General features: G+C 62.6%; 16 protein-coding genes. 7 read left to right on the top strand and 9 right to left on the bottom strand.

The genetic code is table 11. The features are described 5' to 3' along the window. Positions 1 to 36: 36 nt before the first annotated feature. Positions 37 to 444 (top strand): ketosteroid isomerase-related protein, encoded by a 408-nt coding sequence (locus SPH52_RS08130; protein ID WP_411794501.1) that lies wholly within the window; start codon positions 37 to 39, stop codon positions 442 to 444. Between the two features lie 37 nt (positions 445 to 481). Beyond that, positions 482 to 1,396, top strand: a complete 915-nt coding sequence (locus SPH52_RS08125; protein WP_411794500.1) for a carbon-nitrogen hydrolase family protein — start codon at positions 482 to 484, stop codon at positions 1,394 to 1,396. Positions 1,397 to 1,435: 39 nt separating this feature from the next. Here the strand turns inward: SPH52_RS08125 and SPH52_RS08120 are convergent, their stop codons facing one another. From SPH52_RS08120 to metG, 7 genes are all read right to left on the bottom strand, one after another. Next, the gene (locus SPH52_RS08120; RefSeq protein ID WP_411794499.1) at positions 1,436 to 2,179 is read right to left on the bottom strand and encodes a YdcF family protein; all 744 of its coding nucleotides are present in this window, start codon (positions 2,177 to 2,179) and stop codon (positions 1,436 to 1,438) included. 13 nt (positions 2,180 to 2,192) lie between these two features. Further along, positions 2,193 to 3,254, bottom strand: a complete 1,062-nt coding sequence (locus tag SPH52_RS08115; RefSeq protein ID WP_411794498.1) for a hypothetical protein — start codon at positions 3,252 to 3,254, stop codon at positions 2,193 to 2,195. A gap of 111 nt (positions 3,255 to 3,365) precedes the next feature. Beyond that, positions 3,366 to 4,004, bottom strand: coding sequence for an endonuclease III (gene nth, locus SPH52_RS08110; RefSeq protein WP_411794497.1), 639 nt, complete (start codon positions 4,002 to 4,004; stop codon positions 3,366 to 3,368). A gap of 23 nt (positions 4,005 to 4,027) precedes the next feature. Next, positions 4,028 to 4,801 (bottom strand): RnfABCDGE type electron transport complex subunit B, encoded by a 774-nt coding sequence (locus SPH52_RS08105; protein ID WP_411794496.1) that lies wholly within the window; start codon positions 4,799 to 4,801, stop codon positions 4,028 to 4,030. A gap of 110 nt (positions 4,802 to 4,911) precedes the next feature. Further along, positions 4,912 to 6,498 carry a diguanylate cyclase domain-containing protein gene (locus tag SPH52_RS08100; RefSeq protein ID WP_411794495.1) on the bottom strand — a complete coding sequence of 529 codons (1,587 nt, stop codon included), beginning with the start codon at positions 6,496 to 6,498 and terminating at the stop codon, positions 4,912 to 4,914. A gap of 352 nt (positions 6,499 to 6,850) precedes the next feature. After that, positions 6,851 to 8,437 (bottom strand): diguanylate cyclase domain-containing protein, encoded by a 1,587-nt coding sequence (locus SPH52_RS08095; RefSeq protein WP_411794494.1) that lies wholly within the window; start codon positions 8,435 to 8,437, stop codon positions 6,851 to 6,853. A gap of 173 nt (positions 8,438 to 8,610) precedes the next feature. Next, entirely contained in the window at positions 8,611 to 10,653 is a 2,043-nt protein-coding gene (gene metG / locus SPH52_RS08090; RefSeq protein ID WP_411794493.1) for a methionine--tRNA ligase, read from the bottom strand. A 233-nt stretch (positions 10,654 to 10,886) separates the two neighbouring features. Here metG and SPH52_RS08085 point away from each other — a divergent pair, with 233 nt between their 5' ends. Together SPH52_RS08085 and SPH52_RS08080 are read left to right on the top strand one after the other, a co-directional pair. After that, a complete protein-coding gene (locus SPH52_RS08085; protein ID WP_411794492.1) occupies positions 10,887 to 11,156 on the top strand; it encodes a hypothetical protein in 270 nt (89 codons plus the stop codon). Between the two features lie 206 nt (positions 11,157 to 11,362). Continuing rightward, complete coding sequence (locus SPH52_RS08080) at positions 11,363 to 13,738, top strand: DNA polymerase II (RefSeq protein WP_411794491.1); 2,376 nt, start codon at positions 11,363 to 11,365, stop codon at positions 13,736 to 13,738. Here SPH52_RS08080 and SPH52_RS08075 read toward each other — a convergent pair. Continuing rightward, positions 13,735 to 14,874 carry an LBF_2804 family protein gene (locus SPH52_RS08075; protein ID WP_411794490.1) on the bottom strand — a complete coding sequence of 380 codons (1,140 nt, stop codon included), beginning with the start codon at positions 14,872 to 14,874 and terminating at the stop codon, positions 13,735 to 13,737. The two genes, SPH52_RS08080 and SPH52_RS08075, sit on opposite strands and share 4 nt — an antisense overlap. Before the next feature lie 295 nt (positions 14,875 to 15,169). On the opposite strand from SPH52_RS08075, the gene SPH52_RS08070 reads away from it, so the two are divergent. The 3 genes from SPH52_RS08070 (at position 15,170) to SPH52_RS08060 (ending at position 19,834) form a co-directional block, all read left to right on the top strand. Further along, a complete protein-coding gene (locus SPH52_RS08070) occupies positions 15,170 to 15,445 on the top strand; it encodes a hypothetical protein (RefSeq protein WP_411794489.1) in 276 nt (91 codons plus the stop codon). 228 nt (positions 15,446 to 15,673) lie between these two features. Further along, entirely contained in the window at positions 15,674 to 16,729 is a 1,056-nt protein-coding gene (locus tag SPH52_RS08065; RefSeq protein WP_411794488.1) for an efflux RND transporter periplasmic adaptor subunit, read from the top strand. Positions 16,730 to 16,765: 36 nt separating this feature from the next. Then, positions 16,766 to 19,834: an efflux RND transporter permease subunit gene (locus SPH52_RS08060; RefSeq protein WP_411794487.1), complete on the top strand. Its 3,069-nt coding sequence runs from the start codon at positions 16,766 to 16,768 to the stop codon at positions 19,832 to 19,834. Here the strand turns inward: SPH52_RS08060 and SPH52_RS08055 are convergent. Further along, a complete protein-coding gene (locus SPH52_RS08055) occupies positions 19,831 to 23,055 on the bottom strand; it encodes a transglycosylase domain-containing protein (RefSeq protein ID WP_411794486.1) in 3,225 nt (1,074 codons plus the stop codon). The two genes, SPH52_RS08060 and SPH52_RS08055, sit on opposite strands and share 4 nt — an antisense overlap. Between the last annotated feature and the right edge of the window lie 69 nt (positions 23,056 to 23,124).

Below are 23,124 nucleotides of genomic sequence, written 5' to 3'. Positions count from 1 at the left end.
ACTTGCGCCCGTGAATCCAGCCAGGAGAGCCTGTCCATGTCCGAGAGTGTGCAACTGATCCAGCGCTACTACGATGCCTTCAACCGTGGCGACTGGGACGCCATGCTCGATTGCCTTGATGCGGAAGTGGCGCACGACCTGAACCAGGGGCCTCGTGAGACGGGGCGCGACGCCTTTCGTCAGTTCCTGGCTCGCATGGAGCGCAGCTACGTGGAGCGGCTGGAAAATATCGTGGTCATGCCCAGTGACGATGGCCGCCGAATCGCCGCGGAGTATGTGGTGCACGGCGAGTACCGCGCCACCGACGAGGGGCTGCCGCCGGCCAAGGGGCAGCGCTACGTGCTGCCCGGCGGGGCTTTCTTCGAGGTGACTGGGGGCCGCATCACCCGGGTGACCAACTACTACAACCTCGAAGAGTGGTTGCGCCAGGTGGCTGAAGCGTGATGCCGGTTGTCTTTTCGAATGCGAGGGAGGGGTAGCGATGCGCGTGGCCGTGGCCAAGTACCCGATCGGCATGCCGGCGAGTTTCGACGAATTCGCCCAGCGCCAGGCAGCCTGTCTGCGACAGGCCCGTGAGCTGGGAGCCCGGGTTGCGGTGCTGCCCGAGTACCTCAGTCTCGAGCTCGCGGCCAGCTTTTCCCCCGAAGTGCGCGGCGACCTCAATGCCTCGCTGGCTGAGCTGCAGGCTTGGCGTGGGGCCTGGTGCGAGCTCTATGGATGGTTGGCCCGGGAGCTCGACATGTACCTGGTGCCCGGTACCTTCCTGCTCGACGTGGGCGGCGGGCGTTACCGCAACCGGGCCGACTGGTTCGCCCCGGACGGTGTTCATGGCTGGCAGGACAAGCTGCAGCTCACCGGGTACGAGAAGCAAAGCGGTGTCATCGAGCCCGGCGATGCCTTGTACGGCTTCGACTGCGACGGCCACCGGGTCGGTATCACGGTCTGCTATGACGTGGAGTTCCCGCTACCGGTGCGGGCCCAGTACGAGGCGGGAGTGCGCCTGCTGCTGGTGCCCAGCTGCACCGATACCGCAGCCGGCGCGACCCGCGTCAAGGTCGGTTGCCTGGCCCGCGCGCTCGAGAACCGCTTCTTCGTGGCCCAGGCGGTCACCGCCGGCGAGGCACCATGGAGCCCGGCGCTCGACGTCAATACCGGCGAGGCGACTCTCTACGCACCCATGGACCACGGTTTCCCCGCCGATGGTATTCTCGCCGTCACCCGTGACGATGCGCTCTGGGCCTGTCACGACCTCGACGTAGGTGCATTGGAACTGAACCGCATTCACTCCCAGGTGGATAACGACCGCGACTGGTCTCATCAACTCGTTGCAGCGTTACGGCCCTGGCCCGATGACTCGAAGGCTATGCCGATGCAGTGCGAAACGGCATCGGCTTGAGGCGACATGCGAGCCCTTGGCTGGGGCTGGTGAGCAAGACTATGGCAGCAAGTGGCGTAGCGACTGGCTGGCAAGGCCCAGCCACTCGTTGAGGGCACGTGTGCTCTGGTTGAGGTGATAGGCACGTGGCAGCCAGGCGGCGAGCCCCTCGGGAGGTGGGCTGGTGAATTCGGTGGGGGCAGGCACGACGGCTAGGCCCTGGGCCTCGAACTCGGCTACGGCTCGTGGCAGATGCCACGCCTGCGATACCAGGGCGACCCGCTCGATGCCCTCTGCACGCAGTATTTCGGCGCTGATGCGGGCATTCTCCGCGGTGCTGCGGCTTTCCTCCTCCAGCCAGCGTACCGGTACGTCGAAAATGTCACGCAGGGCGGTAGCCATCAGACTTGCCTCGGCGGTTTCCTCGTCATGCACTCGGCCACCGCTGACCAGGATCGGCAATTCGGTCTGGCGGTACAGGTGGGCACCATAGGCCAGCCTGCGCCAGGTTGGGTTCGCCGGGGCGTCACCCCAGCCGAACTCCGGGGCGGTGTAATCGCGACCGCCGCCGAGGATGACGATCGCCTCGGCACTCTCCAGTTGACTGCGGGCCGGTATGGGGTAGGGCTCCAGCCCCTGGCGCAGGGTATGGCTGGCTATAGGCGTGGCGAGCAACAGCAGGCCGAACAGCCCAAGCATGATCAACAGGGCGCCGAGGAAACGCTTGGGGCTGAGCAGTAGCCCCAGCACTACCAGCAGCACGTTCAGCATGGGTGGCAGCAGCAGGATCTTGAGCAGCGTCATCGTTGCGTTCCGGTCAAGCGTGATCGAGAAGTTCCAGCCTGCGGCTGGGCCAATGCACGATGGCAGTGCGCGACGTCATGCGAGTCGCCAGCCTGGGATGCTCACGGGCGATGACCTGGGCGGCGAACTCGGCGAGGAAGCACGACTTCAGCTCGGCGCGGGCGCGGTCCACGCCGATCGTTTGATAGGGGGTCGAGGCCAGCAGCAGGAAGCCGTCGTCAGGAATGCGCCCCGCCTTCATGTTGGCATCGATGATCGCGGCGGCGGTGCCAATCGGCTCGGAAAGGTCGGGGCTGTAGGGGCCGACGATCAGAGCGGTGTTGGGCAGATGCAGGAAATCGAAACCCCGGCCGATGCAGATTACCCATTCGCGATGTTCGATGTCGAGTTCACGGGCAGTGCCGCGCAGCGAATCGACATGCTGCAGGTTGCCCTTCAGCAGTGGCAGCAGGTCACGACGAATGTCGGCTGGCATGTCGGGGCACAGGCTGGCGACTCGGCGTTCGAGGTCGCCTTCGGCATCGAGCGGGAGCTCACTGATGTCAAGAGTGGCGTCGCTGGAACCGTGAACGATGAGTGCATCGGTGTCGGTCTCGAAGCCGCATACCAACGGGTAGACGTGACGGTGGTCGCGGCCGAAGATGCGTTCGGCCTGTCGCCGTATCTCATGGGCGTGGGCCAGGGCGGCATCCGCATCGCAGGCGAATCCGGCACAGCCGCGGGCTCGCTCGCCGCGGGAGAAGTGATAACTGATGAGCAACAACACGCCGCTGCCGTCATGGATGGCGTCATCGACGGCATCGGTGAGCATTTCGCCGAGGTAAGGCCACCCCAGGTGAAAGATGCCGCCGAGGTTGCGGAACGGGGTAATGATGCCCAGAGGCGTGCGTGTGGCATGGGGAATGTGTATGCGTCCATCCATGCACTTCATGACCAGGATCCGTGTCGGATGATTGGCCAGGTAGCGCTCTCGGGCGAGCCAGGCAGAGGGGCTGCAATAGATGTCGGCGTGCTCACGTGAGAGAGCGAGCAGCGCTTCGATACGCTCACCGATGGGGCGGTCGTGTAAATGCATGGCACGGCTCTGGTTATTGTTGTCTACCGCTTATCGTCCATGACTGTGCAGTACTATGCAAAACCTTCATTAGTCGAAGAAAACGCTGCACAAATGTCTGTGCAGCGCTTCCTAGCTAAGCTCCACCTTTTCCTTGTACTCGCACAGATCCTCGATTACGCAGCTGCCGCAGCGCGGCCGGCGTGCCACGCAGGTATAGCGACCGTGCAGGATCAGCCAGTGGTGTGCATCGCGGCGAAACTCCCTGGGCACGTGACGCAGCAGTTTTTGCTCGACCTCGTCCACGTTCTTGCCGGGGGCGATGCGGGTACGGTTGGAGACGCGAAAGATATGCGTGTCCACGGCGATGGTGGGTTCACCAAAGGCGGTATTGAGAATCACGTTGGCTGTCTTTCGTCCCACGCCCGGTAGCGCTTCCAGCTCGGCGCGGGTGCGTGGCACCTCGCCATCGTGCTTCTCGACCAGAAGGTGGCAGGTCTTCATCAGGTTCTCCGCCTTGGTGTTGTAGAGTCCGATGGTCCTGATGTGTCCCTTGAGCGCGTCGAGGCCGAGATCGATGATGCCTTGGGGCGTGTTGGCCACCGGAAACAGTCGCGCTGTGGCCTTGTTGACTCCCACGTCGGTGGCCTGGGCAGAGAGCAGCACGGCGGAGAGCAGCTCGAACGGCGTGCTCCAGTCGAGTTCGGTGGTCGGCTCGGGGTTGTGTTCGCGCAGGCGGGCGAAGATCTCGTAGCGTTTCTGGGCGTTCATGCGGGTTCTCGTTGCGATGGCGCTCATTGCAAATCGGGCGTCAGGGATGCACGGGCTTCCTCGAGCAAGGCGGTGGCGCGCTCGATCTGCGCCTCGGCCTGGCGGCAGGCTTCGCGGTCATGGCAGCGCTGAGCGTGCTCGAACTGCTGGCGAGCTCTGCGTACCGCCTGTTCGGCTGCCTTCACGGCCATCTGGCGCTGGCGCTGATGGTTTGCCGGGCCGCTACGCGTACTGCGCGACTCCTGTCGGATCATGCGACGCTGTCGTTCCAGGCGCTTCTCCCGCTCAAGACGTGCCAGGCGCTGCTGACGTGCCTGATGCCTCCGTCGGCCCAGTTGCGCCCGCCGTGCCAGGTACGCCTGTTGCTCGGCCTCGCCGCTGGTGGCCTGCCATGCCGGATGTGGCACCAGGTCGATGCAGTCGACGGGGCAGGGGGCTACACAGAGTTCGCAGCCGGTGCATTCGGCAGTGATCACGCTGTGCATGCGTTTGCTGGCACCCAGGATGGCATCCACCGGGCACGCCTGGATGCACTTGGTACAGCCGATGCATTCCGCTTCGCGTATGACCGCCGTCAGTGGTCGTTGAGCCGGCTGTTCGAGAGGCTGGGGCGGGCGGCCGGTCAGCTCGGCGAGGCGGTCGACGGTTTCCTCGCCGCCGGGCGGGCAGCGGTTGATCGGCTCGCCCGAGTCGATAGCCTCGGCATATGGGCGGCAGCCAGGGTGGCCGCACTTACCACACTGGGTCTGAGGCAGCAGGGCGTCGATGGCGTCGATCAAGGTGCTGTGGCCCGTCACGTCGTCTCCTGATTGGGCGCAGGGAAGGTGCCGGCATGAGGCTGGCGGCCGGCCATTATACGCTGCGTGACCGGTTCGGGCATACCGCCCGGGCCGGCACCTCTGGAAGCCTAGCGATCGATGGGGCTGAGCTGACCGCTGGTGCGATAGGCTTCCACCCGGTTGCGTCCGCCCGATTTGGCCTGGTACATGGCCTGGTCGGCGGCACGCATGATATCGCCCGGCGTCATCAGGTCCGCTTGCTGTGCAGCGACACCGATACTGACCGTCACGATGGAGCCGGTCGGTGAGTACTCGTGCGGTAGCTCCAGGTCGTTGACCGCCTGGAGCAACTGCCGGGCATGAGTGAGGGCGGTATCGAGCGAGGAGTCCGGCAGCAGGACGCTGAATTCTTCACCACCGGTCCGTGCCACCAGAAACCCCTGGTTGCTGAGCTGCTGCTCCATGCACTGCGCCAAGGCCATCAGGCAGGCATCTCCCGCCTGATGGCCGTAGTGGTCGTTGTAGAGCTTGAAGTGATCGATATCGATCATCATCGCCGCCGTGCGTTGATGCTGGCCGGGGCGCTTCAGCACCTCGCCGAAGCGTTCGTCGAACAGACGCCGGTTGGCTACGCCAGTGAGGGGATCGTGAAGCGTCAATTCCAGCAGCTGTGCAGACTGCTGCTGCTGATGCTTAAGCAGCCTGCGAAATTCCCGCGCCAGCGTACCGATTTCGTCGCGGCGCGCTGCCAGGCTCTCGGGCATGACGGGGGTGGCCATCTCCTGATGGAGGCGTTGGGTGTAGCGTGCAAACTGACGCAGCGGTGCCAGCACCATGCGCTCGAGTAGCCACAGCACGATGAGCAGGGTGGCGATCAGCACCCCAGAGGTCCAGTAGAGCGCAAAGCGAAAGGTTTCCAGGCTTGCCTGGTAGAGTTGGCGGGGCAACAGGGCGTCGATGCGCACGGCATGGCCCGGTGGTAGGGCCGGTATGAGGCGGCTAGCCGTCATGTGCGTGGGAGAAGTGCGTTCCAGAGCCTGCACGGAGCCTTCTTGAGCCTGCACGCTGTTCAGTTCCAGTTCGATGCCGGTAGTGTCGCGCAATTGCGCAATCCAAGGCTCGCTGAGTGGACGCACCATGGCCAGCCAGCCGCCGGCGGGCGACGCTTGCCGGCGTTCGTGGATAGGTGACAGGCCGGCCATGGCAAGTACGGGTGCGCCCAGCAGCCAAGTATGGGTGGCCTCGCCCAACTCGTGGGCGATATGGCGCCTGAGAAAGGCAATGGAAGCGTTGGCCCAGTCGCATGGTGGCATGATGCCTGGGCAGGATGCGAACTCACCCTGCGCATCGTATCCCATGACCCAATAGGGTTCGTTATTGGCGTCGAGCAAGATCATCATCTTGAGCTCGAGGGTCTCGAGTATGCCTTCGTGAAGATTGGAATCCACGTACTGCGGCAGCAGGCCCTGAACGAAGTCGTAGGTGTCGTCCCAGTACGCCCAGTCCTCCACCACACGCCGCATATGATTGAGCTCGGCGCCCAGAGCGCGCTCGACGCGGTCGATTTCGGTGTTGGCGAAGGTTTCTTCGTCCTTCAGCAAGATGGGCATGATCTGGTAGCGCGCAATAAGCACTTGGGAGAGCAGGGCCAGGCACAGCACTGTGCACAATGACAGCAGGAAACGATTATGCAGTGAGTTGAGCAATGATGTCATTGAGACATGCCTATTTCGTGTGCCGCCGCCGATATCGGCACCGGTATAGGTAATGGCTTACAAAATATATCGGCTTAGGACTACAGATCTTTAGTAGAGCCAAGATTCTGATCAAGGAGTATCGGCACTCATCCATACCGCGTTGAAGGCTGGCTCAATGTATCCATGAGCAAAGAAAAGCGCGACCGAAGCCGCGCTGTTTCTCGTGCCGGGCCCTGTTACCTGATGCGCTGGCTGGGCTCGGCGCCGGAGTCCGGCGACAGCAGATAGATACCATCGCCGTTCCCGGCTGCTAGTACCATACGCTGCGTGACCGGTTCGGGCATACGCCTGGGCCAGCTCCAAGAGAAGCCTAGCGGTCGATGGGGCTGAGCCGATCGCTGGTGCGATAGGCTTCCACCCGGTTGCGTCCGCCCGATTTGGCCTGGTACATGGCCTGGTCGGCGGCACGCATGATATCACCCGGGGTCAACAGGTCCGCTTGTTGCGCGGCAACGCCGATACTGACCGTCACGATGGAGCCGGTCGGTGAGTATTCGTGCGGCAGCGCCAGGTCGTTGACCGCCTGAAGCAATTGCTGGGCATGGGTGAGGGCAGTGTCGAGCGAGGTATCCGGCAACAGGACGCTGAATTCTTCGCCGCCGGTCCGTGCCACCAGAAACCCTTGGTTGCTGAGCTGCTGTTCCATGCACTGCGCCAAGGTTATCAGGCAGGCATCGCCCGCCTGATGTCCGTAGTGGTCGTTGTAGAGCTTGAAGTGATCGATATCGATCATCATCGCCGCCGTGCGGTGATGCTGGCCGGGGCGCTTCAGCACCTCGGCAAAGCGCTCGTCGAACAGGCGCCGGTTGGCGACGCCGGTGAGAGGATCGTGCAGGGTCAGTTCCAGTAGCCGTGCGGACTGCTGCTGCTGATGCTTTAGCAGCCTGCGAAACTCTCGCGCCAGTGTGCCGATCTCGTCGTGGCGCGCTGCCAGGCTCTCGGGCATGACGGGGGTGACCATCTCCTGGTGGAGGCGCTGGGTATAGCGTGCAAACTGACGCATCGGCGCTAGCACCATGCGCTCGAGTAGCCACAGCACGATGAGCAGGGTGACGATCAGTACGCCAGAGGTCCAGTAGAGTGCGAAGCGAAACGTCTCCAGGCTTGCCTGGTAGCGTTGGCGGGGCAACAGGGCATCGATGCGCACGGCGTGGCTCGGCGGAAGGGCCGGAATGAGGTGGCTGGCCGCCATGTGCGTTGGCGAGATGCGCTCCAACTGCAGGGTGGAGCCCTCCTGAGCGGGGGTAGGACTCAGTTCCAGCTCGATGCCGGTGGTGTCGCGCAACTGTTCGACCCAAGCGTCGGAGAGCGGGCGCACTATGGCCAGCCAGCCAGCCGCGGGGGACTCATCACGGCTCTGATGGATTGGCGACAGGGCCGCCATGGCGAGTTCGGGTTGGGCCAGTAGCCAGGTATGGGAGGCCTCCTCGAGCCCGCTGGAGATGCGTCGGTCCAGAAAGGACACGGCAAAGGCGGCCCAGTCACAGGGAGGCATCGTGCCGGGGCAGGAGGTGAATTCGCCTTCCGCGTCGTAGCCCATCACCCAGTAAGGCTCGTTATCGGCGTCCATGAAGAGCATCATCTCGAGATCCAGTGTCTCGAGGGTGGATTCGTAGAGGTTGGAGTCAATGTACTGCGGTCGCTCGCCGCGAACGAAGTCGTAGCTGTCGTCCCAGTGGGCCCAATCTTCCACCAGGCGGCGCATGTGATTGAGTTCGGCGCCTAAGGCGCGCCCGGCACGGTCGAGCTCGGCACTCGCGTACTGCTCTTCGTCCTCCAGCAGGATCGGCATGATCTGGTAGCGTGCGATGAGGACCAGGGCAAGCAGGGCCAGGCACAGCACGGTACACAATGACAGCAGGAAGCGATTACGCAATGAATTGAGCATTGATGTCATTGAGACGTGCCTGTTTCATGTACCGCCACCGAGTGTATGTGGTGTATCGGCACCGGTGTAAGCGATTTCTTACAAACTCTATCGGCTTAGGATGACAAATCTTTAGTGGAATTTGACCTCCGTACCTATGAAAAGCGCGGCCGAAGCCGCGCTTATGCCGGTGCCGTAGCTGCTCATCGCACCCGTTGGCCAGGTTCGGCACCGGAGTCCGGCGATAGCAGATAGATGCCATCGTCGCTCCCTGCGGCCAGTACCATGCCTTCGGACATGCCGAAGCGCATCTTGCGCGGTGCCAGGTTGGCGACCATCACTGTCAGCCGACCTTCCAGGGCTTCCGGGGCATAGGCCGAACGGATACCGGCGAAGACATTGCGTGTTTCGCCACCCAGGTCAAGAGTGAGTTGCAACAGCTTGTCGGCGCCCTCGACATACTCGGCCTTGGCGATGCGCACGATGCGCAGGTCGACCTTGGCAAAGTCGTCGAAGGCGATCGGCTCGGCAATGGGGTCGTCGGCGAGCGGCCCCTTGACCGCCTCCTTGAGCTTGCGTTCTTCCACCAGATCCTCCTTCGACGCCTCGATCATGGCATCGATCTTCTCGCGTTCGACGCGGGTCATCAGCGGCTTGAACTTGGCTATCTCGTGGCTGAGCAGCACCTCCTGGCGGCTTGCCCAGTCAAGCGACTCCAGTTGCAGGAACTGACGAGCCTGCTCGGCCATGGCCGGTACCACCGGAGCCAGGTAGACCATCAGCTGACGGAACAGGTTGATGCCCACCGAACAGACATCCAGCACTTCCTGCTCGCGACCCTCTTGCTTGGCCAGTACCCACGGTTCCTTGTCGGCGATGTAGGTATTGGCCTCGTCGGCCAGCTCCATGATCTTGCGTACGGCACGGCCGAACTCGCGGGCTTCGAAATCCTCGGCGATGCCATCACCGGCAGCAATGAAGCGAGCGACCAGCTCGGGCTCGGCACAGTGGGTCGAGAGCCTGCCGTCGCCCAGCTTCTTGACGAAGCCGGCACAGCGGCTGGCAATGTTGACCACCTTGCCCACCAGGTCGGCATTGACCCGGGCTGCGAAGTCCTCGAGGTTGAGGTCGAGGTCATCGACCCGCGAGGTAAGCTTGGCAGCAAAATAGTAGCGCAGGTATTCGGGGTTCAGGTGTTCTGCGTAGGTTGCCGCCTTGATGAAGGTCCCGCGGGACTTCGACATCTTGGCCCCGTTCACGGTGACGAAGCCGTGGCAGTTCACCGCGGTGGGCGTGCGGAAGTCGGCACCATGCAGCATGGCCGGCCAGAACAGGGCGTGGAAGTAGACGATGTCCTTGCCAATGAAATGATAGACCTCGGCCTCGGAATCCTTCTTCCAGAAGGCGTCGAAATCGATGCCGGTACGGTCGCAGAGATTCTTGAAGCTGGCCAGGTAGCCGATCGGCGCATCCAGCCATACGTAGAAGAACTTGCCGGGTGCATCGGGAATCTCGAAGCCGAAGTAGGGGGCGTCACGGGAGATGTCCCACTCATTGAGACCGGACTCGAACCACTCCTGCAGCTTGTTGCCGATCTGGGTTTGCACGTGGCCACTGCGGGTCCAGCCCTTCAGGAAGTCGGCGAAGTCCGGCAGCTTGAAGAAGTAGTGGGTGGAACTGCGTACTTCGGGCGTTGCGCCAGAGATGGCCGATACCGGGTCGATCAGCTCCGCGGGGGTATAGGTGGCACCGCAGGCCTCGCAGTTGTCGCCATACTGATCGGCGGTCTTGCACTTGGGGCAGGTGCCCTTGATGAAGCGGTCGGCCAAAAACAACCCCTTCACCGGGTCGTACATCTGCTCGATGTCGCGGGTGGCAATGTGGCCGCGATCGCGCAGGCGGGTGTAGATCAGCTCGCTGAAGTAGCGATTCTCTTCGGAATGGGTCGAGTGATAGTTGTCGAAAGCGACCCCGAAGGTAGCGAAATCGGCCTGGTGCTCCCGTGAGACGCGCTCGATCAGCGCTTCGGAGGAAATGCCTTCCTGCTCGGCGCGCAGCATGATCGCGGTGCCGTGGGCGTCGTCGGCACACACGTAGTGGCACTCATTGCCGCAGCTCTTCTGGAAGCGCACCCAGATGTCGGTCTGGATGTACTCCAGCAGGTGGCCGAGGTGGATCGAGCCGTTGGCGTAGGGCAGGGCACTGGTGACCAGGATCTTGCGCGGGGCGCTTGCGTTGTTCGACATATCGGCTCTGGAATTCCCAAGAAAAACAGACTCTCGATTGTATCTGTCTTCCCCTCCCGCTGCATCTGCCGCGGGGTGGGTTGGCACCTTGGGGGCAGGTTGAGGTAAAATGAGGATATCCGTCGTCGGATAGGTCAAACGGATGGACCGCCGCGACTGGACTCAACGCATTGCCCGTTACGCATCATCCAACAAACGAACGAATGACTGAAAACCTTCGTGAGGATGATACGATGAAACTGCGACTCGCTCTGCCCTTGCTTTTCATTGCCGCCCTGCTGGTGGGTTGTGGCACCAATGCCCTGGCGCCGCGCTATACCAGTGAAAACCCCGATATCATGCGCATCAGCAATGAACAGCCCGCCAATCCTGAGAAGACCACCGAAGACCTCGGCTCCTACTGCGTGGAAATCACCGAGACCTGGAACTCCCACGGTAGAACACCGGATGGACAGACTCTGTGGGCCAAGGACACTCAGCGTGCTGTCGTTCCATGTGACTGAGCCCCGGCCAGTTTGTTGAATTGGCAACCCTCGAATCGGCCCATGCCTCTGCATGGGCCGATTGCTTTGGGCGCGCAGCATTAGGCTCGCTTGCTGCCGCTGTGGCTTCTTCTGGGGGCTAGGAGAGTGATAGCGCTGGCAGTCGACGACATCGCGTTGGCCTGCCGGGTAGAATGGCAGGCATGACGGCGGGATAAGAGGCGGCGGTGGAGCAACTGGGGTTCGTGCTGACACGGCACTGGCGGGATACCGCGGCGGGGTGCGAGGTGGGGTTCTGGTTGGCGACCGACGCCGGGCCGCGCTATGTTCGCCTGCCGCCACACCCTTCGGTGGCGTTCTTGCCCGTCGAGCAGCACAGGCAGGCAGAGCGCCTCCTGAGAGGGGAGCAGGGGGTGGAACTGAAGCCGCTGAGTCTTGTCGACTTCCACCATCGGCCAGTGCTCGGGCTTTACTGCCACCAGTATCGCTTGCTCCAGCAGTTGGAGCGCCGGCTCAACGATGCCGGCCTCGATGTCTACGAAGCCGATATACGTCCGCCGGAACGCTACCTGATGGAGCGTTTCATCACTGCCCCGGTGCACTTCGCGGGAAAGGAGGGTGCCGATGGCTCGCTGAGCGATGCCCAGCTCAGGCCCGCGACCCACTACCGCCCCCGGCTCAGGCTGGCGTCGCTGGATATCGAGACCAGCGCTCAGGGCGATCTCTATTCCATTGCAATTGCCTGTGGAGAGCAACGCCAGGTCTTCATGCTGGGGCCAGCCAATGGCCAGGACGGAGAGGCTGAGCGCCAGCGTGACTTTGCCCTTGAGTACTGTGCGAGTCGTGAGGCGCTGCTCTCACGTCTCAACGACTGGTTCGCCCGACATGATCCCGACGTCATCATCGGCTGGAGCCTGGTGCAGTTCGATCTGCGCCTGTTGCAGCGTCACGCCGAGCGCCTGGGCGTTCCACTGCGGCTGGGGCGCGGCGGTGAGCCGCTTGGCTGGCGCGCCCATGGCAGCAACCCCAATCACTTTTTCGCTTCGGCCGCCGGACGGCTGATCATCGATGGTATCGAGGCCCTGCGCCAGGCGACCTGGAGCTTCGCCTCGTTCAGCTTGGAGCACGTAGCCCAGGAGCTGCTGGGCGAAGGCAAGGCCATCGACAACCCCTACCAGCGCATGGATGAGATCAACCGCATGTTCGCCGAGGACAAGCCGGCACTGGCCCGCTACAACCTCAAGGATTGCGAGCTGGTCACGCGCATCTTCGAGAAGACCGAGCTCATCGACTTCCTGCTCGAACGGGCCAGTGTCACGGGGCTACCAGCCGACCGCAGCGGCGGCTCGGTGGCGGCTTTCTCGCATCTTTACCTGCCGCGCATGCACCGGTTGGGCTTCGTAGCTCCAAATCTTCCCCAAGGGCGGAGCGAGGGTGACGACAGTCCGGGCGGTTTCGTCATGGACTCCCGCCCGGGGCTCTACGATTCGGTGCTGGTACTCGATTTCAAGAGTCTCTATCCCTCGATAATCCGTACCTTCCTGATCGACCCGGTGGGGCTGGTGGTGGGACTGGAGGAGCCCGAGTCTCAGACCGTGCCAGGATTTCGCGGTGCCCGCTTCTCGCGCACCCGCCACGCGCTTCCCGATATGGTGGAACGTGTATGGCAGGGGCGCGAGGCGGCCAAGCGGGAAGGTGATGCGCCGCTCTCCCAGGCGCTCAAGATCATCATGAACTCCTTCTACGGCGTGCTTGGTTCCCGCGGCTGCCGCTTCTTCGACCCGCGCCTGGCGTCGTCTATCACCCTGCGCGGGCACGAGATCATGCGGTGCACGCGAGAACTGATCGAGGCCGAGGGCTACACGGTGATCTATGGCGACACCGACTCCACCTTCGTCTGGCTGGGCAGCGCCCATGAGGAGAGCGATGCCCAGGCCATCGGGCAACGTCTGGCAGCGCGGGCCAACCGCTGGTGGCGAGAGCATCTCGCCGCGGAGCATGAACTCACGAGCGCTCTGGAGCTGCAGTTCGAGACCCATTTCCGACGCTTCCTGATGCCCACCATCCGCGGCGCGGAGGAGGGCAGCAAGAAACGCTATGCAGGACTGGTGCGTGATGCACAGGGAGGAGAGCGCGTCGTCTTCAAGGGGTTGGAGACGGTGCGCGCCGACTGGACTCCGCTAGCCAAGACCTTCCAGCAGGAGCTGTATCGGCGGGTCTTCGTCGGCGAAACCTATCGTGATTTCGTGCGCGACTACGTGAGTCGCACTCTGGCCGGGGAGTTCGACGAGCGCCTGGTCTACCGCAAGCGGTTGCGTCGCCGGCTCGACGAGTATCGCCGCAACGTCCCGCCTCACGTACGCGCCGCGCGCATGGCCGACGAGCTCAATGAGCAACTGGGGCGTCCGCGGCAATACCAGCACGGTGGCTGGATTCGCTACGTGATGACCACCACGGGGCCTGAACCGCTCGAGATGCGACGCTCCGCCATCGATTATCAGCACTATCTCAGCCGCCAGCTGCAGCCGGTGGCCGACGCCATCCTGCCCTTCCTGGGCGATGATTTTTCCAGCCTTATCGATCGCCAGCTCGGGCTATTCTAATTCGACGAATTCTGAGCGTTGCCGATTGGTTGCCCATCCATGAACTGGCGGCGCCAGCTGCGGACCTTTTCCTGCGGATAGTCCATGTCACAGGCCTCGAACAGCTCTTCGAGGAAGCGCTTGCGCTTGCCCTTGCACCTTCCGGCAAGCACCGTGGCGGCAATGAGAAGCTCCAGCACCCGGCGTTTCTCCCGGTGCTCCAGGCGATTGAGGGTGAAGCGTTGCTGGGGCCAGTCCACATCAATGCTGTGTTCGCGATTGCCGAAGGTCTCGAGCAGGCGCGAGAGCAGGTAGACATGGTTGGGGTGCGCATCCTGGTTGGCCATGATCAGGGCGCCAAGAGAGTGCAGTACGACGCGGTGGGCCCGCTCGCTCAACGGATCCTGCTCGAGCTGCACGATCAGCGTTTCGATGGCGAAAGGCCCCAGCGCGTGCTCACGGGCCTTGACCAGGATTCGCCAAGTGATGATGGCGTTCCATGCGGCATATAGCGGGCCGGTGACCAGCGGCAAGAGGCCGCGCAGCGCCACGCGGCCCAGCATGCGGCGCAACAGCACGCGCAGCAGGAAGCTGGTGGCTCCAACCTTCATGCGGTACATCACTGCCGTGGCGGTCAGCTTCCAGCGGCTCATCTGGGCATAGGGGTCGATGCCATAGATTCGATGCCGCGGACTGGGAAACTCGAGTGCGATCCGGCTCAATCCGAGCAGGAGCAGATTGGCCTGTGGGCTGTCGCGCAGTGGTGCATCGGCCAGACGACTGATGACGGCCACGCCGCGCAGCGCATTCCAATAGAGAAAGACGATCTCCACTGCGCTGATCAGCCCGGCCACGGCAAAGAAACCTGCCCAGTAGGGCAGTTGTTCTCGAAAGCTCATGTCCTGCATGCCGACGAGCATGCCCTGGCGCATGTACCATTCCATGCCGCCAATGACTCCGCCCGAGATGATGCCGGCCAGCATGGCCAAGGCAACGCCGCGGTGAAACGCCCGCTTGATGGCGGCGAGCTCCTGCCGGCCGCGAGCCTGACGGGGAATGGAACTGCCAGGATTGAGTCGTTGCAGGTAGCATGCGGCCCGGCGTTCGAACACGCTGGGTGCAGGGGCATATTCCCGGTCCGGTCTTGCTTCGGCCATGAATCGTCGTCACATCCTGACTGTGGCTGATACCTTCAGCGTAGCGTGGGTAGATGATCGGTACGAATTGCCAATTTAACGCGGTATCGTAGCCTCGAGAGCCAGGTTGCCTAGCTGCTCGACACGTTCCGACCATGAATGACCATGTGGGCCGACAGACAGTGCGCTATTCTTAGGTAAACTTTGAAAGAACAGTGTTCGAAAAAATATTGACGGCCTCGAAAGCAGGTGTTATCTAGCGCTACCGGCAATGCCTGCCGGAGCGAAATCGACACTTTTCGAGGGTTATGTGAACATGCCTCTGCGCCGCTGTTTGCCTGTAATACTGGTAGCTGCCGCACTGGTTGCCGGCTGTGCCAGCAACTCCACCATTGCTCCCCGCTACACCACCGACAATCCCGATCTGCTGCGAATCGGTGGCGAGCGTCCCTCCAACCCCGACGTCCGTACCGAAAACGCCGGTTCCTACTGCATGGAAATCAACGAGCGCTGGAACGAACACGGCAAGACGCCGGATGGCCAGGTGCTATGGGCCAAGGACACGCTGCGCAGGGTCGTTCCCTGCCAGTGATCGCTTGGTGAAGGTTTATTGCCAAGGCCCGGTGCTCTGCGCCGGGCCTTGTCGTTTTCGGGTCGCTGGTAGTCGACGCGGAGAAAATTCAAACGTATGCTTTAATCCTGCGGATACGGATCCATATGGCTTACATACGCTCCTGTATGGACTATGGTTACTCGTTCAAGTAGTCGGCAGAACATGTCGTAACCTTGCGCAAGAGTGTTTCTACAGGGAGGTCGGTTGATGAAGCGTGCAGTGCTGCTGTTGGCGCTTGTCGCCATGGCATTGGCTGGTTGCGACGGCGAGCGAGCCGCTGAAGACGAGCCCTCGGTTCGGGTGGTGAAGCTCTTCGAGGTAGGCGAGCACTCTCTCGTGCCGAGCCGACGCTTCGTGGGCCGGGTAGAGGCGGTGCGCACGGTCGACATGTCATTTCGCGTGGGCGGGCAGTTGGTCGAGATGCCGCCGCGCCAGGGCGAGCTGATTCCCCAGGGTGAGACGGTCGCCAGGTTGGATCCGACCGATTACGAGCTGGCCGTGCGGCGGGCCGAGGCCGAGTATCAACTCGCCAGGCGCGAAATGGAGCGTACTCGGCAACTGATCGATACCAATTCGATCTCCCAGTCGGCATTCGACGAAGTGCGCACCCAGTATGAACTTGCCGAAGTGCAGCGTGACAGCGCACGCCAGGAACTCTCCTATACCACCATCGATGCCCCCTTCGATGCGCTGGTGACTCGCCGACTGGCGGAGAACCACAGCAACGTGCAGCCCAATACTGCCATCGTGCGTGTACAGGATGTGACGGAGCTACGGGTCAGGATCAATGTTCCCGAAACGTTGATTCGTCATGTGACCGACCCCGAGCGCTTCGAGGTCGAGGCCGAGCTGCTGTCCCAGCCGGGCCAGGGTTTTCCGCTTGAGTACCGGGAGCACGTCACGGAACCCGACGAGGTGGCACAGACCTACGAAGTGGATTTTGCCATCGTCGATCCGGCCGCGGTCGGTGCGATGCCGGGCATGACGGCTTCGGTGGTGGTGTCCTTGGTCGACGCCGTCACCCATGGGGCGCTGAGCATCCCTGTCGCTGCACTCGACAAGGACAGCGAAGGCGGCTTTCGCGTCTGGGTATATCGGTCCGATGACCAGCGGGTGGAGCCGCGTAGCGTGATTGTCGGTGAGATCCATGGCGAGACGGTGCCTGTACTGGCTGGCCTGCAGCCAGGTGAGAACATCGTCGCCGCGGGGGGCCACTTGCTCCACGAAGACGCGCGCGTTAGAGCCATGGAAGAGACCCTCTAGTCGTTTTTTCAGGCGGAGCCTGGTCAGGAGCAGGATATGGATATCGCCAAGTCGTCCATCGAACGGCCGGTCGTCACCTGGCTCATTGTTGTCGTATGCCTATTCGGTGGCATCTGGGGCTTCAACAATCTTGGCAAGCTGGAAGACCCTTCCTTCACCATCCCCAATGCCATCATCAACACGCCGTATCCTGGTGCGACCGCCCAGGAAGTCGAGGAGGAGGTGACCGAGCGCCTCGAGATGGCCATTCAGGAACTACCGCAGATCGACGTGATCGAGTCGCTCTCCATGCCGGGACGCTCGCAGATCGAGGTCGAGGTGGCTTCCACCTACCGTAGCCACCAGCTACCGCAAATCTGGGATGAGCTGCGGCGCAAGGTCAACGACACCCAGTCCGCTCTACCTGAAGGCGCCTCTACCTCGCGGGTCAACGACGATTTCGGCGAGGTCTACGGAATTTTCTATGCCATAACCGCTCCCGGCTACGGTGAAGACGAGATCCGTGACATTTCACGTTTCCTTCAGCGCGAGGTCCTTACTGTGCCCAACGTGGCCAGGGTCACCACGGCGGGGGAGCGCGAGGAAGCAATCTACATCGAGATTCCCAATGAACGGCTCACCACCCTGGGCATCCCCGTCGATCATGTGATCAACACCATCCAGACCGAAAACCAGGTCACTGATGCCGGATCGATGCGCATCGAGGATGATCATGTGCGTATTGTGGTGCGTGCCGGAGTCGACAGCGTGGCCAACATCGAGTCGATTCGCATCGGCCGTCCCGGTACCACCGAGCAGATCTCGCTGGTCGACATCGCCAGCGTGACCCGGCAGGCGGTGGAGGTTCCCGGCCATTTGATTCGTCACAATGGCGAAGCCGCCTTCACCCTGGCGATAGCTGGCGTGGCAGAGGCCAACATCGTTGAGGTGGGCGAGGCCGTAGAGCGACACCTCGAAGCGTTGGAAGGGCGCATACCGCTTGGTGTGGAGCTGCATCCTATCTACGAGCAGCATCGCGTGGTCGACGAGGCGATCAACGACTTCCTGATCAATCTGGCCATGTCGGTATCCATCGTCATCGGCGTGCTGTGCCTGTTCATGGGCTGGCGCGTGGGAATGGTGGTCGGTGCAACCCTGCTGCTTACGGTACTCGGCACGCTGTTCTTCATGTGGGTGTTCGACATCGAGATGGAGCGGGTTTCGCTGGGGGCGTTGATAATTGCCATGGGCATGCTGGTGGACAACGCCATCGTGGTAGCCGAAGGAATGCTGATCAACATGCAGCGCGGCAAGGCAGTGAAGAAGGCCGCCAGCGAGGCAGCCGGCCGCACCCAGATACCGCTGCTCGGCGCCACGGTAATCGGCATCCTGGCCTTTTCGGGTATCGGGCTTTCCGATGACGTCACCGGTGAGTTCCTGTTCTCGCTGTTCGCCGTGATCGCGATCTCCCTGTTGCTGAGCTGGATCCTGGCCATTACCGTCACGCCGCTGTTCGGTTACTACCTGTTCCGTAGCGCCCGGATCGGTGGCGACAAGGACCCGCATGGCGGGCTGATCTATCGTCTCTACGCCCGCTTCCTGACATTGGCGCTACGCCTTCGCGTGCTGACCGTGGCGTTGCTGGTGGGTATTACGGCGGTCTGTGCCTGGGGCTTCACTTTCGTCTCGCAGTCGTTCTTTCCCGACTCGAATACGCCGATGTTCTACGTCAACTATGAGTTGCCGCAGGGCAGCGACATTCGCTCCACCCAGCGCGACGCCGAACGAATCGAGGCTTACCTGCTGGACAAGGCCGGCGTCGAAGCGGTGTCGACTTTCATCGGCGGCGGGGCGACGCGCTTCATGCTCACCTACGTCCCGGAGCAGCCCAACCCGGCCTATGCCCAATTCCTCGTACGTGCGGAGAGCCTGGAACGGATTGCCGAACTCGACCCGGAAGTCCATGCGCAACTCCAGGCGGCTTTTCCCGAGGCGCGGGTGAGAACCCAGCGTATCCAGTTCGGCCCTGGTAGCGGGGCGCAGATCGAGGCGCGCCTGCATGGCAATGACCCAGCAGTGCTGCGTAGCCTGGCGGAAGAGGCCAAGGCCATCATGCGGGGCAACTCTGCCTTGATCGATGTGCGCCAGGACTGGCGCGAGCAGGAAACCGTCGTAGCACCACGTTTCAATGAGGAACGGGCGCGAATAGCGGGCGTTAGCCGCGACGAGCTTGCCCAGACCCTGCAGTTTGCCTCGTCAGGTGTGCGGGCGGGAACCTATCGTGAAGGCGACAACCTCGTTCCCATCATCGCGCGCCCACCTGCGGACGAACGGCACGATGTCTCACGGTTGGCCGACCGCATGGTATGGAGCGCTGCCGAGCAGCGCTTCATTCCCATCGCCCAGATCGTCGACGGCTTCGAGACCGAAAGCGAAGAGGCTTTGATACACCGTCGCAATCGAGTACGCACGCTGACCGTGCAGGCCGACCCCGCTGAAGGCCATACCGCTGCGGCAGGCTTCTCCTCGGTGCGCGGGGATATCGAGGCGATGGAGCTTCCGCCGGGGTATTCGCTCTCCTGGGGTGGGGAGTACGAGAATTCCAGCGATGCCCAGGAATCCCTCGCAAGCCAGCTGCCGCTGAGCTTCGTGTCGATGCTGCTGGTGTCGATCCTGCTGTTCGGCAAGCTGCGCCAGCCCGTGATCATCTGGCTGGTGGTTCCGATGTCGATTTGTGGCGTGGTGATCGGGCTGTTGGTGACTGGACTTCCGTTCTCGTTCACCGCGCTGTTGGGCATGCTCAGCCTGTCGGGCATGTTGATGAAGAATGCCATCGTGCTGGTTGACGAGATCGATGGCCAGATCGGCAGCGGCAAGGAGCGCCTGGAAGCGCTGGTGGATGCCAGCATCAGCCGCCTGCGCCCGGTGGCGCTGGCCGCCGGTACTACCATCCTCGGTATGCTGCCGCTGTTGACCGATGCCTTCTTCAACAGCATGGCGGTGACGATCATGGGTGGCCTGGCCTTTGCCTCGTTGCTGACCCTGATCGCGGTGCCGGTGTTCTACTCGCTGTTCTTCGGTATTCCCTATTCAAAGGACGATACCAAGGATGATCTCAGGGGCTAGCGCAGGGCGAGGTCCGGAGACGAGGAACTACCCTCGCCATCGTCATCCGCCAGCAGATCCACATCGCCATCGTCGGCAAAGTGGTATTCGAGCCGGGGCATGGGAGGGCAGGAGCCAGTACCGGGCGTGAGATAGGGGCGCAGAATCGGCTCCATTCCCTTGAGCACCTGCACCGGCAGGGCGGAGGTAAAGCGGAAGTCGTCCGAAGCCGTACCCGCCACATAAGCAGTGAGGGTGCCGAAGTGGTTGTCGCCGAGATAGAAAACGAAAGTGGCGGTACGGTTGCGCGCACGCGAACTGGTGACGTGCCCACCGCGGCCTACCGTTTCGATACGATTGTTGCCGGTGCCGGTCTTGCCCCCCAGAACTAGCGGCGTGCCGTCCTCCAGGGCGAAACTGCCCTGCAGGCGTCTGGCGGTACCGCCTTCGACCACCTGCGACAATGTCTCGCGCAGCACGGCGGCTACCTCTGGCGCCATGACACGCTGGGCTCGCCCAGGGGCCGGCAGGAAGCGAGTTTCGTAAGGCGTGTCGGCGGCGAAGTGCAGCTCATCGATACGCAGGGTGGGCTGCCTTACGCCATCGTTGAGAATGATACCCATCAATTCGGCCAGTGCTGCGGGGCGATCACCCGACGTGCCCACTGCGGTGGCCAGCGAAGGCACCAAGTGTTCGAATGGGTAGCCCAGACGCTGCCAGCGCTCATGGATGTCGAGGAACGCTTCGACTTCGAGCATGGTGCGGATACGCACGTCGCGAGCGCTGCGGTGGCGTGTCCGGAACAGCCAGCCGTAGACCTCCTGTCGCTCGTCGGCACTTGCTGCGGCTGCCTCGGCGAAGCTGGCCTCGGGATAGTCGAGCAGATAACCCAATAGCCACAGCTCCAGAGGATGGACCCGGGCGACGTAGCCCTGGTCGGTGAGTGAATAACTGCCGGGCGCGTAGCGCTCGTAAAGCGTGTCGATCTCGCGTTCGCTCAAGCGGGTGGCGTCGGGTAGCTGGTTGCCGAGGAAGGTAGCGAAGTCTTCACGGCTGGCTTCCGGGAACAAGTAGCGGTGTACCGCGGCAAGGCGGGGCGCCGAGACACTGAGCCCTTCGAGGAACGTCGCGAGACGCTCATCGCTATCCAGGTTGCGATACTTGCGCCAGAAGCGCTGCAGGAAAGTGCGCCCCTCGCGGTCGGCGAACAGGCGCAGGTACTCCATGCGCCGGGGGTCGCGGTCATCCTCCAGCAGCTGTGTGCGGTGTTCGCTACGGTGCGTGCTATAACGCACCAGATCCCGCATCACGCGAATGAAGGGCAGGTTGAGTGATTCTCGCATGGCTTCGGAAAGGGTTGGATTGCGACCGTTGTCCTCGCGGCGGAAATTGCTGAATGTGTGCCGTCCGCCCCCGGTGAAGAAGGCCTCTGCCGGGCTTGCCGAGTAACGCCGCTCCATGGCCATGGCCAATAGCTCGTCGAGGGCCAGGTCAGGCGCTTCGATGAGCCGATCCAGTACCCAGCGGCTGAGCACATCCTGGCGGTCGGTCTCGACCGCGCGCAGCTCATCGAGGCTCTTGCTGCCATGGCGTGCATGCAGTTCGGCGATCACTTCCAGGTAGGTGGCCAATACCCGCAGCTTGGCGGTGGAGCCGAGTTCGAGTTTGCTACCCTCATTGATGTCGAAGGGTTGGTCGGTGTTGTCGGTCTGCACACGCACCATGAAGCCATCTTCACTACGCTCGAACAGGGTGAAACTGTAGCGCACGTCCTGGGTTCGGTCGGGAGCGAGCAGCCGGTCTCCCAGCAGGCCGATTTCAGCGGCGAACTCCGGGTCCGCCAGGCGATGCAGATAGGCGGTGACTTCGCGTTGGAGGTTGGCGCTGAGGGTCGTGCGTGCGCTGAGATCGAGCCGGTCGAGGTCGTAGAGAGACATGCCGAGCATACCGCCCAGGCGTTGGCGGGCGACCTGCACCGCCTTGTCCGGCTCGATGCGCAGGCTGAAAGGCGTCTCGGTGTAATCGCGGAAGGTCAAGCGCTGCCCCAGTGCCGCCTGGGCGAGGCTATCGGATACTACTCCCTCCTGGAGCAACAGACGCAGGTAGCTGTCGGTCAGTCCTTCGAGTGACCTGCGCCCCCCCGCCAGGTACCAGGAGGGGCGCCGCTGCGCGATCATCAGTGCCACGACCTGGCGCAGGGCCAGCCCTTGCTCCGCCGGGCTGTCGACTTCATCGAAGCCGATCGACAAGCGGCGATTGAACGTATTGAAATCGGCACCGAACCAGGCCCACAGTCCGTCGCCGATGCCATGTACCTCGCCGTAGCCGGGGGCGGCCGAAAGCGGCACGGTGTTCAGATAGTCGAGCGCCACGTCCTGGCGAGCGGTCAAGGTCTGGGGGCCATGCTGATAGCTGCGTACACTGGCCGAGATCATTTGGCGCAGCTTCTCCCGGGAAGAGTCGGTCAGGCCTTGGGGCGAATGGCGATATTTTTCGAGTTGAGTGGCCAGAGTGCTGCCACCTGCCGCTTGTCCGGGGAGGTCTAGGGCGCGGCCGACCTGGGACAGGGCCGCCTTGGTGAAGCGCGGCCAATCGACGGCTGGGTTGGCGTACGGTGTGCTCTCGTCCAGCAACTGCCGGTTCTCGATGAACAGCAGGGTTTGCAGCACGACCGGGGGGATCGTGTCGAAACTGGGGTACTGACGCTGTGGGTGTCGGAACTGATAAAGGGTATCGCCCCGGCACTCCTCGATGTACAGACCGGCCTGGGTCTTTTCCGGGTAAGGCGGGAAGAAGCCACGGCGGGTGTAGTCGAGCAGGGCAGGCGAGAAGCGCGCCTGCTCGGTGACCTCGTAACCGCGCGACAGGAGACGTACCTCCAGCTCCGGCAACTGGGTATAACCCAGGCGCTGGTCGAAGGGGCCGTGATTGGGGAACTGAATCTGGTTGCTGCGTCCGGGTTCCAGCGTATAGCGCAGGGTCGTGGCGTAGCGTGAAAGTTCCTGGGCCTGGAAGTGCGACGTCTTGGCCTCGGCCACCAGCAGTGTGGCAAGCGTCACGCCGAAGAGAAACAGCAGGATGCCCAAGGCCAGGTAGAGATAACGGTGAGACGATGCTTCTCGCGGTGCCGGAGCGAGCTTCGGTTCCTGAATCAGAGGCGAGCGCTTCTCGAGCGACTCGCCGTTGTCGAGCCACGCCACGGTAGACGAATCCCGGCGTGACGAAGACCTGCGCGCACCCATACGTCACTCCCACCGCGACCTGTTAATTTTGTTTTAGCTCAGTCCGGCGGGGCAATAAAGTGGTTGCTA

The sequence above is a fragment of the Halomonas sp. A29 genome (assembly GCF_046723295.1).
GTDB lineage: Bacteria > Pseudomonadota > Gammaproteobacteria > Pseudomonadales > Halomonadaceae > Halomonas.
Note: the sequence above shows the minus strand (reverse complement) of the source record. Positions and strands in the feature narration are given on the sequence as shown.